Annotated in this window: 3 protein-coding genes, 20 tRNA genes, 3 rRNA genes and 1 pseudogene; 26 read left to right on the forward strand and 1 reads right to left on the reverse strand. The window is 44.9% G+C overall.

Going from position 1 to position 12,257, the window contains the following annotated elements:
• The 26 genes from ACZ5D2_RS40320 to ACZ5D2_RS40445 all read left to right on the forward strand — a co-directional run.
• Positions 1-1,109: toprim domain-containing protein (locus ACZ5D2_RS40320; RefSeq protein ID WP_468936681.1), on the forward strand; the 1,109-nt coding region annotated here is incomplete at its 5' end.
• Positions 1,110-1,134: 25 nt separating this feature from the next.
• Positions 1,135-3,600, forward strand: a complete 2,466-nt coding sequence (gene gyrA / locus ACZ5D2_RS40325; RefSeq protein ID WP_066038361.1) for a DNA gyrase subunit A — start codon at positions 1,135-1,137, stop codon at positions 3,598-3,600.
• 141 nt (positions 3,601-3,741) lie between these two features.
• Entirely contained in the window at positions 3,742-4,824 is a 1,083-nt protein-coding gene (locus tag ACZ5D2_RS40330) for an HD-GYP domain-containing protein (protein ID WP_048395194.1), read from the forward strand.
• Positions 4,825-5,212: 388 nt separating this feature from the next.
• Positions 5,213-6,764: ribosomal RNA gene (locus ACZ5D2_RS40335) — 16S ribosomal RNA — on the forward strand.
• 181 nt (positions 6,765-6,945) lie between these two features.
• Positions 6,946-9,873: ribosomal RNA gene (locus ACZ5D2_RS40340) — 23S ribosomal RNA — on the forward strand.
• A 70-nt stretch (positions 9,874-9,943) separates the two neighbouring features.
• A 5S ribosomal RNA gene (gene rrf, locus ACZ5D2_RS40345) occupies positions 9,944-10,059 on the forward strand.
• The 16S, 23S and 5S rRNA genes sit together here with 20 tRNA genes alongside, the layout of an rRNA operon.
• A 10-nt stretch (positions 10,060-10,069) precedes the next feature.
• Positions 10,070-10,145: transfer RNA gene (locus tag ACZ5D2_RS40350), tRNA-Val, on the forward strand.
• Positions 10,146-10,148: 3 nt separating this feature from the next.
• Positions 10,149-10,224 (forward strand) — tRNA-Thr (locus ACZ5D2_RS40355).
• 7 nt (positions 10,225-10,231) lie between these two features.
• Positions 10,232-10,307: transfer RNA gene (locus ACZ5D2_RS40360), tRNA-Lys, on the forward strand.
• A gap of 17 nt (positions 10,308-10,324) precedes the next feature.
• Positions 10,325-10,409: transfer RNA gene (locus ACZ5D2_RS40365), tRNA-Leu, on the forward strand.
• A 36-nt stretch (positions 10,410-10,445) separates the two neighbouring features.
• A tRNA-Gly gene (locus ACZ5D2_RS40370) sits at positions 10,446-10,520 on the forward strand.
• Between the two features lie 5 nt (positions 10,521-10,525).
• Positions 10,526-10,614: transfer RNA gene (locus ACZ5D2_RS40375), tRNA-Leu, on the forward strand.
• An 8-nt stretch (positions 10,615-10,622) separates the two neighbouring features.
• A tRNA-Arg gene (locus ACZ5D2_RS40380) sits at positions 10,623-10,699 on the forward strand.
• 9 nt (positions 10,700-10,708) lie between these two features.
• Positions 10,709-10,785: transfer RNA gene (locus ACZ5D2_RS40385), tRNA-Pro, on the forward strand.
• A gap of 16 nt (positions 10,786-10,801) precedes the next feature.
• Positions 10,802-10,877 (forward strand) — tRNA-Ala (locus ACZ5D2_RS40390).
• A gap of 28 nt (positions 10,878-10,905) precedes the next feature.
• Positions 10,906-10,979, forward strand: a tRNA-Met gene (locus ACZ5D2_RS40395).
• Positions 10,980-10,986: 7 nt separating this feature from the next.
• Positions 10,987-11,063 (forward strand) — tRNA-Ile (locus ACZ5D2_RS40400).
• A 15-nt stretch (positions 11,064-11,078) separates the two neighbouring features.
• A tRNA-Ser gene (locus tag ACZ5D2_RS40405) sits at positions 11,079-11,171 on the forward strand.
• A gap of 53 nt (positions 11,172-11,224) precedes the next feature.
• Positions 11,225-11,299: transfer RNA gene (locus tag ACZ5D2_RS40410), tRNA-Met, on the forward strand.
• Positions 11,300-11,302: 3 nt separating this feature from the next.
• Positions 11,303-11,378 (forward strand) — tRNA-Asp (locus ACZ5D2_RS40415).
• 59 nt (positions 11,379-11,437) lie between these two features.
• Positions 11,438-11,513: transfer RNA gene (locus tag ACZ5D2_RS40420), tRNA-Phe, on the forward strand.
• Between the two features lie 5 nt (positions 11,514-11,518).
• Positions 11,519-11,592: transfer RNA gene (locus tag ACZ5D2_RS40425), tRNA-Gly, on the forward strand.
• A 1-nt stretch (position 11,593) separates the two neighbouring features.
• A tRNA-Ile gene (locus ACZ5D2_RS40430) sits at positions 11,594-11,670 on the forward strand.
• A gap of 4 nt (positions 11,671-11,674) precedes the next feature.
• Positions 11,675-11,751, forward strand: a tRNA-Asn gene (locus ACZ5D2_RS40435).
• A 10-nt stretch (positions 11,752-11,761) separates the two neighbouring features.
• Positions 11,762-11,852 (forward strand) — tRNA-Ser (locus ACZ5D2_RS40440).
• A gap of 2 nt (positions 11,853-11,854) precedes the next feature.
• Positions 11,855-11,926: transfer RNA gene (locus tag ACZ5D2_RS40445), tRNA-Glu, on the forward strand.
• Between the two features lie 139 nt (positions 11,927-12,065).
• Here the strand turns inward: ACZ5D2_RS40445 and ACZ5D2_RS40450 are convergent.
• A pseudogene (locus tag ACZ5D2_RS40450) lies at positions 12,066-12,257 on the reverse strand (ABC transporter ATP-binding protein); the annotation flags it as partial.

Genomic DNA, 12,257 nt, shown 5'->3' on the forward strand with positions numbered 1-12,257 from the left:
ATATTTTTTCATTTGCTAATAACATTAATACGTATGAGGGCGGTACACATGAGTCAGGGTTTAAAACAGCCCTTACACGCGTTATTAATGACTATGCACGAAAAAGTGGTTTACTAAAAGAATCTGACGCTAATCTTACAGGTGAGGATGTACGAGAAGGGTTAACAGCTATAGTTTCTGTTAAACACCCAGATCCGCAATTTGAAGGACAAACAAAAACAAAGTTAGGGAATTCAGAAGTAAGTCAAATTACCAATTCTTTGTTCTCAGATGGCTTTGAGCGTTTTATGTTAGAAAATCCAACGGTTGCACGAAAGATTGTGGAAAAAGGATTAATGGCAGCCCGTGCTCGTGTAGCTGCGAAAAAAGCACGTGAGTTTACTCGTCGTAAAAATGCCCTCGAAGTATCTAGCTTACCGGGTAAATTAGCTGACTGTTCTTCTACTAACCCAGCTGATTGTGAAATTTATATTGTTGAGGGTGATTCTGCCGGCGGTTCGGCTAAATCTGGACGTGATCGACACTTCCAAGCAATTTTACCTTTACGTGGTAAAATCCTTAACGTTGAGAAAGCTCGTTTAGATAAAATCTTATCTAATGCGGAAATCCGTGCGATGATAACAGCATTCGGCACAGGTATTGGTGAGGAGTTTAATTTAGAGAAAGCTCGTTATCATAAAATCATTATCATGACAGATGCCGATGTCGATGGGGCACATATTCGTACATTACTTTTAACATTCTTCTTCCGTTTCCTTCGACCACTTATAGAAGCAGGCTATATTTATATTGCACAGCCACCACTTTATCAAGTGAAACAAGGTAAACATATTGAGTATTGCTATGATGAAGAGACATTAAAAGAAATTTTAGAACGGCTACCAAAAATGCCAAAGCCAAATGTGCAGCGTTATAAAGGTCTTGGAGAAATGAACGCTGAGCAGCTTTGGGAAACAACAATGGATCCTGAGTACCGCACATTATTACAAGTAGAATTAGATGATGCAATTAAAGCAAACCAAGCATTTGAACGTTTAATGGGCGATGAAGTTGAACCTCGTCGTCAATTTATCGAGGAAAATGCCGTATACGCTAATTTAGATATCTAATTTTTCTTGAGAGGAGGTCTACACTTTGTCAGAACAAGAACGCTCCGGTGTTAAAGGAGTTAATATAACAGAAGAAATTGAAACATCCTTTCTTGATTATGCAATGAGTGTAATTGTATCACGTGCATTACCTGATGTACGTGATGGATTAAAACCAGTTCATCGTCGTATTTTATATGGGATGCAGGAATTAGGTAATACAGCAGATAAAGCCTACAAAAAGTCAGCACGTATCGTTGGGGATGTAATGGGTAAGTACCATCCACATGGTGACTCTTCCATCTATGATGCAATGGTACGTATGGCACAAGATTTTAGCTATCGCTACATGCTTGTTGATGGTCACGGAAACTTCGGTTCTGTTGATGGTGATGGCGCAGCAGCCATGCGTTATACAGAATCACGTATGTCTAAAATAGCAATGGAAATGCTCCGTGATATTAATAAAGATACAATTGACTATACAGATAACTATGATGGATCAGAAAAAGAACCAATAGTTTTACCAAGTCGCTATCCAAATCTTTTAGTAAACGGTGCTGCAGGGATTGCTGTAGGTATGGCAACAAATATTCCTCCGCATCAATTGGGCGAAACAATTGATGCTGTTATAGCACTTTCTGAAAATCCGGCCATTACGACTGAAGAGCTGATGGAAATCATTCCTGGCCCTGATTTTCCTACTGGTGGATTAATTTTAGGACGTAGTGGTATTCGTAGAGCCTATGAAACTGGTCGAGGTTCCATTATCATCCGTGCGAAAGTGGAAATTGAGCAAAAGGCAAATGGTAAGGAAACTATTCTTATTCATGAATTGCCTTACCAAGTGAATAAGGCTAAGCTTATTGAAAAAATTGCAGAGCTTGTACGTGATAAAAAAATAGATGGAATCACAAATTTACGTGATGAATCAGACCGTCGTGGTATGCGTGTAGTGATTGAAGTTCGTAAAGATGCAAATGCTAATGTTGTACTAAATAATTTATATAAACAAACAGCTATGCAATCTAGCTTCGGTATCAATATGCTATCTTTAGTAAACGGTCAGCCTAAAGTATTAGGCTTAAAAGAAATGCTATACCATTATTTAGAACACCAAAAAGTAATTATTCGTCGTCGTACAGAGTTTGATCTTCGAAAAGCTGAAGACCGCGCTCACATTTTAGAAGGCTTACGAATCGCACTCGATCATATTGATGAAATAATCGCTATTATACGTGGTTCACGTAGTGGTGAAGAAGCAAAACCTCAATTAATGGAACGCTTTAGCTTATCGGAGCGTCAGGCTCAAGCTATTTTAGATATGCGCCTCGTTCGATTAAGTGGCTTAGAACGTGAAAAAATTGAAGCAGAATATCAAGAGCTTCAAGTTCTTATAGCTGAATTAAAGGCAATCTTAGCAGATGAAGAGAAAATTGTAGATATTATTCGTACTGAAATCTTAGAGTTGAAAGAACGTTTTAATGATACACGCCGTACTGAGATTACATCAGGTGGAATTGAAATGATTGAGGATGAGGATTTAATTCCTGTTGAAAACTCAGTTGTTACTTTAACACATAATGGCTATATCAAGCGTTTAGCTGCGAATACATATCGTAGTCAAAAGCGTGGTGGTCGTGGTGTACAAGGAATGGGTACAAATGAAGACGACTTTGTAGAGCATCTAATGAATACTTCTACCCACGATACAATTTTATTCTTCACGTCTAAAGGTAAAGTATTTAGAGCAAAAGGATATGAAATTCCTGAGTTCGGTCGTACTGCTAAAGGGTTACCAATCGTAAACTTGCTTAATATAGAAAAAGGCGAAAAAGTAACAGCTATGATTCGTGTTGCGTCGTTTGATGAAGATGCTTACTTTATCTTTACCACAAAAACAGGTATTACAAAACGTACCCCTGTATCACAATTTGCTAACATCCGAACAAATGGTTTAATCGCAATCAGCTTGAGAGAAGACGACGATCTTATTTCGGTACGTCTTACAGATGGAGAGAAACAAGTGATTATTGGTACTCGCGATGGTATGCTCGTTCGTTTCCAAGAAGACGACATTCGATCTATGGGCCGTACAGCTGGTGGTGTTCGAGGCATTAAGCTACGTGATGGTGATGAAGTAGTTGGCATGGAGATTGTTGAACCAGGGCAAGAAATATTAGTAGTAACTGAAAAAGGTTACGGTAAACGTACTTCTGAAGAGGACTATCGTTTACAAAGTCGTGGTGGAGTAGGACTGAAAACTATTCAGATTACAGATAAGAATGGTCCAATGGTGGCTGTAAAAACCGTCGATGGTTCTGAGGATTTAATGCTTATAACTATTAATGGTATGCTTATCCGTATGGATGTAAATGATATTTCATTAATTGGGCGCAGTACGCAAGGTGTACGTTTAATTCGACTAGGAGATGACGAATTGGTTGCAACTGTCGCTAAAGTGGAAAAAGCAGAAGAGTCTTTTGAAGACGAAGAGGAAGTCGAAGAATAATATAATCCGATGACGACATTATTGAATGTCGTCATCGGTTTTTTTACGTAAATAATGAAAAATAAGTAATTATTTTGAATTCCATGATAAAATGATAATACCTTATTTTGAAGCAAGAAATAGTGGAGAGGTGTTCATTCTGTGGAAACTATACATGTTCCAATTTCAGAGCTAGGTGTTGGCAAGGTAATTTCTGAAGATATATTTGCTAATACACAGTATCCGATTATTTTCAAAGATACAATGATTTCTTATGTACACTTGCAAGTTTTTCATGCATTTAATATTTTCACCGTCCCCGTTTATAAAAGTGAAAATGATATTCGTGTAGAAAAGAATGAAAGTGATGTCGAAGTTATAATAGAAGAACTTCCAACTTTTAGGAAAATCTATAATCATTCTGTCGAACAGTTTAAAAAAGAATTTAAAAACTGGGAAGCGGGCGCCAAGGTGGATATTGCAAAGGCCAGAACAATTATTTTACCTTTAGTAGAGATGGTACTAGAAGATCGTACTATTATTTTTGATTTAAATGAGTATTCAAATCCAAAAGACTACCTGTATCATCATTGTGTAGCAACTGGTCTGATTGCCTCAGTTATTGCTCAAAAACTTGGTTATGATAGAGGAACCACTATTCAAGTAGCCATCGGTGGTTTATTGGCTGATTGTGGTATGGCTAAAGTACATCCTCGTATCAGGGATAAGAAGACACCATTAACAGAGCAAGAATATGATGAGATATATAAACACCCGATTTATAGCCATAATATGGTGAAAGATTTGACCATTTTAAAGGAAACGATGAAAGAAGCAATCTTCCAACATCATGAACGTTTAAATGGTAGTGGATATCCGAAGAACGAAAAGATCGCCAATATTTCTATATTTGCACAAATCATTGCTGTTGCAGACGTTTTTCATGCTATGACATGTGAACGAGTATATAGAACGAAACAATCTTCATTTAAAGTAATTGAAATGATTAATGAATCTGAGTTTGGTAAATTTGATATTAAAGTAGTACGTGCATTAATTGATATTGTTGCAGATCTTCCGATAGGTACAATTGTAGAGCTTTCTAATTTAGAACGTGGGGAAGTAATGTTTGTAAATAAATTTGCCCCAACACGACCACTTATTAAATTAATTCATTCAGGGGAAATTTTTGATTTAGGGAAAAATCGCAGTTTTTATATTTCACGTATCATAACTAATTTATAGATAGACGGGCAAACTATATTATGTGGTTTGCCTTTTTTTATTAGGTAAGAGATGTACTCTACGCAAGTGCTAATATAATTTTTTTTTAACAAACACTTCGTAATAATAGTAATCAATTAAATAGTGAGCATTTTAACCATAATTGTTTTTTGAAACATTTATATATTGTATTAAAATATTTTTGGAGAAACTGTTGACTTTGTTTTGGAATCTTGATATTATAAATGAGTCGCCAAGAGGTGACAACGAAATAAACAAAATGAACCTTGAAAACTGAACAAGCAAAACGTAATCAATAAAGTTTTAAGTAGCTAGTTTTGCTAGTGAACGAAACACAATTTTGGACATCAAACATGATGCCAGCAAAATTTGAGCTAATCAAATTTCTTTTATGGAGAGTTTGATCCTGGCTCAGGACGAACGCTGGCGGCGTGCCTAATACATGCAAGTCGAGCGAACAGAAAAGGAGCTTGCTCCTTTGACGTTAGCGGCGGACGGGTGAGTAACACGTGGGCAACCTACCCTATAGTTTGGGATAACTCCGGGAAACCGGGGCTAATACCGAATAATCTCTTTTGCTTCATGGCAAAAGACTGAAAGACGGTTTCGGCTGTCGCTATAGGATGGGCCCGCGGCGCATTAGCTAGTTGGTGAGGTAACGGCTCACCAAGGCGACGATGCGTAGCCGACCTGAGAGGGTGATCGGCCACACTGGGACTGAGACACGGCCCAGACTCCTACGGGAGGCAGCAGTAGGGAATCTTCCACAATGGGCGAAAGCCTGATGGAGCAACGCCGCGTGAGTGAAGAAGGTTTTCGGATCGTAAAACTCTGTTGTAAGGGAAGAACAAGTACAGTAGTAACTGGCTGTACCTTGACGGTACCTTATTAGAAAGCCACGGCTAACTACGTGCCAGCAGCCGCGGTAATACGTAGGTGGCAAGCGTTGTCCGGAATTATTGGGCGTAAAGCGCGCGCAGGCGGTCCTTTAAGTCTGATGTGAAAGCCCACGGCTCAACCGTGGAGGGTCATTGGAAACTGGGGGACTTGAGTGCAGAAGAGGAAAGTGGAATTCCAAGTGTAGCGGTGAAATGCGTAGAGATTTGGAGGAACACCAGTGGCGAAGGCGACTTTCTGGTCTGTAACTGACGCTGAGGCGCGAAAGCGTGGGGAGCAAACAGGATTAGATACCCTGGTAGTCCACGCCGTAAACGATGAGTGCTAAGTGTTAGGGGGTTTCCGCCCCTTAGTGCTGCAGCTAACGCATTAAGCACTCCGCCTGGGGAGTACGGTCGCAAGACTGAAACTCAAAGGAATTGACGGGGGCCCGCACAAGCGGTGGAGCATGTGGTTTAATTCGAAGCAACGCGAAGAACCTTACCAGGTCTTGACATCCCGTTGACCACTGTAGAGATATAGTTTCCCCTTCGGGGGCAACGGTGACAGGTGGTGCATGGTTGTCGTCAGCTCGTGTCGTGAGATGTTGGGTTAAGTCCCGCAACGAGCGCAACCCTTGATCTTAGTTGCCATCATTTAGTTGGGCACTCTAAGGTGACTGCCGGTGACAAACCGGAGGAAGGTGGGGATGACGTCAAATCATCATGCCCCTTATGACCTGGGCTACACACGTGCTACAATGGACGATACAAACGGTTGCCAACTCGCGAGAGGGAGCTAATCCGATAAAGTCGTTCTCAGTTCGGATTGTAGGCTGCAACTCGCCTACATGAAGCCGGAATCGCTAGTAATCGCGGATCAGCATGCCGCGGTGAATACGTTCCCGGGCCTTGTACACACCGCCCGTCACACCACGAGAGTTTGTAACACCCGAAGTCGGTGAGGTAACCTTTTGGAGCCAGCCGCCGAAGGTGGGATAGATGATTGGGGTGAAGTCGTAACAAGGTAGCCGTATCGGAAGGTGCGGCTGGATCACCTCCTTTCTAAGGATTATTTCGGAATACAAACCTTGGGTTTGTAAGATTACGTTTTGCGTTCAGTTTTGAAGGTTCATTCTATCTGAATGAAACACTTCAAAACTTGTTCTTTGAAAACTGGATAAAACGACATTGAAATTGTAACAAACACATTTATTTTTTAAGTTTTTTATAGGCTTAATAACTTGGTTAAGTTATTAAGGGCGCACGGCGAATGCCTTGGCACTAGGAGCCGAAGAAGGACGGCACTAACACCGATATGCTTCGGGGAGCTGTAAGTGAGCTTTGATCCGGAGATTTCCGAATGGGGGAACCCACTACGTTTAATCGCGTAGTATCTTGACGTGAATACATAGCGTCTTGAAGGCAGACCCAGGGAACTGAAACATCTAAGTACCTGGAGGAAGAGAAAGAAAAATCGATTCCCTGAGTAGCGGCGAGCGAAACGGGAAGAGCCCAAACCAAGAGGCTTGCCTCTTGGGGTTGTAGGACACTCTATACGGAGTTACAAAAGAGCGAGTTAGATGAAGCGACTTGGAAAGGTCCGCCAGAGCAGGTAAAAGCCCTGTAGTCGAAAGTTCGTTCTCTCCTGAGTGGATCCTGAGTACGGCGGAACACGTGAAATTCCGTCGGAATCCGGGAGGACCATCTCCCAAGGCTAAATACTACCTAGTGACCGATAGTGAACCAGTACCGTGAGGGAAAGGTGAAAAGCACCCCGGAAGGGGAGTGAAAGAGATCCTGAAACCGTGTGCCTACAAGTAGTTAGAGCCCGTTAATGGGTGATAGCGTGCCTTTTGTAGAATGAACCGGCGAGTTACGATTACGTGCAAGGTTAAGCTTTAGAAGGCGGAGCCGCAGCGAAAGCGAGTCTGAATAGGGCGAAGTAGTACGTGGTCGTAGACCCGAAACCAGGTGATCTACCCATGTCCAGGGTGAAGGTGAGGTAACACTTACTGGAGGCCCGAACCCACGCACGTTGAAAAGTGCGGGGATGAGGTGTGGGTAGCGGAGAAATTCCAATCGAACTTGGAGATAGCTGGTTCTCTCCGAAATAGCTTTAGGGCTAGCCTCGTGATGAGAATACTGGAGGTAGAGCACTGTTTGGACTAGGGGGCCATCCCGGTTTACCGAATTCAGACAAACTCCGAATGCCAGATATTTATACACGGGAGTCAGACTGCGAGTGATAAGATCCGTAGTCAAAAGGGAAACAGCCCAGACCACCAGCTAAGGTCCCAAAGTAATCGTTAAGTGGAAAAGGATGTGGCGTTGCACAGACAACCAGGATGTTGGCTTAGAAGCAGCCATCATTTAAAGAGTGCGTAATAGCTCACTGGTCGAGTGACGCTGCGCCGAAAATGTATCGGGGCTAAACGATTCACCGAAGCTGTGGATTGACATCTACGATGTCAGTGGTAGGAGAGCGTTCTAAGTGCGTTGAAGTCAGATCGGAAGGACTGGTGGAGCGCTTAGAAGTGAGAATGCCGGTATGAGTAGCGAAAGACGGGTGAGAATCCCGTCCACCGTATGACTAAGGTTTCCTGAGGAAGGCTCGTCCGCTCAGGGTTAGTCGGGACCTAAGCCGAGGCCGATAGGCGTAGGCGATGGACAACAGGTTGATATTCCTGTACCACCTCCTCACCGTTTGAGAAATGGGGGGACGCAGTAGGATAGGGTAAGCGCGCCGTTGGTTGTGCGCGTCCAAGCAGTAAGGCGTGTGTGTAGGCAAATCCGCACACTGTAACGTTGAGCTGTGATGGCGAGTCCGTATGGACGAAGTTCCTGATTTCACACTGCCAAGAAAAGCCTCTATCGAGGTGAGAGGTGCCCGTACCGCAAACCGACACAGGTAGTCGAGGAGAGAATCCTAAGGTGTGCGAGAGAACTCTCGTTAAGGAACTCGGCAAAATGACCCCGTAACTTCGGGAGAAGGGGTGCTCTTGAGCGTGCAAGCGCATGAGAGCCGCAGTGAATAGGCCCAGGCGACTGTTTAGCAAAAACACAGGTCTCTGCAAAACCGTAAGGTGACGTATAGGGGCTGACGCCTGCCCGGTGCTGGAAGGTTAAGAGGAGTGGTTAGCGCAAGCGAAGCTGCGAATTGAAGCCCCAGTAAACGGCGGCCGTAACTATAACGGTCCTAAGGTAGCGAAATTCCTTGTCGGGTAAGTTCCGACCCGCACGAAAGGCGTAACGATCTGGGCACTGTCTCAACGAGAGACTCGGTGAAATTATAGTACCTGTGAAGATGCAGGTTACCCGCGACAGGACGGAAAGACCCCGTGGAGCTTTACTGTAGCCTGATATTGAATTTTGGTACAACTTGTACAGGATAGGTAGGAGCCAGAGATCTCGGAGCGCCAGCTTCGAAGGAGGCGTCGGTGGGATACTACCCTGGTTGTATTGAAATTCTAACCCATGCCCCTTAGCGGGGCAGGAGACAGTGTCAGGCGGACAGTTTGACTGGGGCGGTCGCCTCCTAAAAGGTAACGGAGGCGCCCAAAGGTTCCCTCAGAATGGTTGGAAATCATTCGTAGAGTGTAAAGGCACAAGGGAGCTTGACTGCGAGACCTACAAGTCGAGCAGGGTCGAAAGACGGGCTTAGTGATCCGGTGGTTCCGCATGGAAGGGCCATCGCTCAACGGATAAAAGCTACCCCGGGGATAACAGGCTTATCTCCCCCAAGAGTCCACATCGACGGGGAGGTTTGGCACCTCGATGTCGGCTCATCGCATCCTGGGGCTGTAGTCGGTCCCAAGGGTTGGGCTGTTCGCCCATTAAAGCGGTACGCGAGCTGGGTTCAGAACGTCGTGAGACAGTTCGGTCCCTATCCGTCGTGGGCGTAGGAAATTTGAGAGGAGCTGTCCTTAGTACGAGAGGACCGGGATGGACACACCGCTGGTGTACCAGTTGTCTTGCCAAAGGCATCGCTGGGTAGCTATGTGTGGACGGGATAAGTGCTGAAAGCATCTAAGCATGAAGCCCCCCTCAAGATGAGATTTCCCATTACGCAAGTAAGTAAGATCCCTCAAAGACGATGAGGTAGATAGGTTCGAGGTGGAAGTGTGGTGACACATGGAGCTGACGAATACTAATCGATCGAGGACTTAACCAAAAAAGTTTGAAACATTCAATGCACCGTTTATCCAGTTTTGAAAGAATAAATCTTTCAATTAAATACAAAGTCTAGTGATGATGGCAAAGAGGTCACACCCGTTCCCATACCGAACACGGAAGTTAAGCTCTTTAGCGCCGATGGTAGTTGGGGGCTTCCCCCTGTGAGAGTAGGACGTCGCTAGGCATAATACCCAGGAGGATTAGCTCAGCTGGGAGAGCATCTGCCTTACAAGCAGAGGGTCGGCGGTTCGAGCCCGTCATCCTCCACCATATGCCGGTTTAGCTCAGCAGGTAGAGCAACTGACTTGTAATCAGTAGGTCGTGGGTTCGATTCCTATAGCCGGCACCATTTTTTCGAGCCATTAGCTCAGTTGGTAGAGCATCTGACTTTTAATCAGAGGGTCGAAGGTTCGAGTCCTTCATGGCTCACCATTTATAAATAATAATAAGCGGGTGTGGCGGAATTGGCAGACGCACTAGACTTAGGATCTAGCGCCGCAAGGCGTGGGGGTTCGACTCCCTTCACCCGCACCATTATTTTCATTGCCAGATAAAAAAGCTTATGCACATGCGGAAGTAGTTCAGTGGTAGAACACCACCTTGCCAAGGTGGGGGTCGCGAGTTCGAACCTCGTCTTCCGCTCCAAATGTGCCGGGGTGGCGGAACTGGCAGACGCACAGGACTTAAAATCCTGCGGTAGGTGACTACCGTACCGGTTCGATTCCGGTCCTCGGCACCATTTTAAATGCGCCCGTAGCTCAATTGGATAGAGCGTCTGACTACGGATCAGAAGGTTATGGGTTCGACTCCTGTCGGGCGCGCCATAAGAACAACGGGAAGTAGCTCAGCTTGGTAGAGCACTTGGTTTGGGACCAAGGGGTCGCAGGTTCGAATCCTGTCTTCCCGACCATTTCCAAAAAGATTATGGGGCCTTAGCTCAGCTGGGAGAGCGCCTGCCTTGCACGCAGGAGGTCAGCGGTTCGATCCCGCTAGGCTCCACCATAAGTAAATTAACCAGTATAAAGATCCTGGCGGCGTAGCTCAGCTGGCTAGAGCGTACGGTTCATACCCGTAAGGTCGGGGGTTCGATCCCCTCTGCCGCCATCTTAAAGGACCTTTAGCTCAGTTGGTTAGAGCAGACGGCTCATAACCGTCCGGTCGCAGGTTCGAGTCCTGCAAGGTCCACCATTTATATATTGTAACGGAGGTATACCCAAGTCTGGCTGAAGGGATCGGTCTTGAAAACCGACAGGCGGGTAACACCGCGCGGGGGTTCGAATCCCTCTACCTCCTCCAGTTTTAAATTTTTATAAATGGTGCTTTAAAAACTCGAAACAACATAAAATTATCGCGGGGTGGAGCAGTGGTAGCTCGTCGGGCTCATAACCCGAAGGTCGTTGGTTCAAATCCAGCCCCCGCAACCAAATGGTCCCGTGGTGTAGCGGTTAACATGCCTGCCTGTCACGCAGGAGATCGCCGGTTCGATCCCGGTCGGGACCGCCATTTTTAAAGATAAAAGTCATGAGAAGCAAAAGAGTGAGCAAGCTTAGCATGGACGAAATGGGTCAGTAGCTCAGTTGGTAGAGCATTAGATTGAAGCTCTAAGTGTCGGCGGTTCGATTCCGTCCTGACCCACCATTTATGCGGGTGTAGTTTAATGGTAAAACCTCAGCCTTCCAAGCTGATGTCGTGAGTTCGATTCTCATCACCCGCTCCAAGGGCCTATAGCTCAGCTGGTTAGAGCGCACGCCTGATAAGCGTGAGGTCGATGGTTCGAGTCCATTTAGGCCCACCATTATTCCGAAGTAGCTCAGTTGGTAGTAGCACCTGACTGTTAATCAGGTTGTCGCAGGTTCGAGTCCTGCCTTCGGAGCCATTTTTATTTTGGGGAAGTACTCAAGAGGCTGAAGAGGCGCCCCTGCTAAGGGTGTAGGTCGGGTAACCGGCGCGAGGGTTCAAATCCCTCCTTCTCCGCCATGGGCCCGTTGGTCAAGTGGTTAAGACACCGCCCTTTCACGGCGGTAACACGGGTTCGAATCCCGTACGGGTCATACTAAGTGCAGTAGATGAATTTACATCTACTGCACTTTTTAATTTACTTGATATTTAGATTTATAACAAAGCTATAATAAATGAAAGCCTACACAGAAGGATTAAACTGTGTAGGCTTGTTGTTTTTCAAATTAGCGATTAAATTTTTCGCCCTTTTCCATATGGGATGCAAAGAGGTGTACCAAATATTGGATCTGTCGTCATTTGGCAATCAAGGTCAAACACATGATTAACTAAATCAGTGGTCATAATTTCTTCTGGTTTCCCTTGACGATAGACACCACGGTCACGCACTGTAATAATATGATCGGCATAGCGACAAGCAAGATT

The sequence above is a fragment of the Streptomyces sp. NPDC031479 genome, from assembly GCF_055581065.1.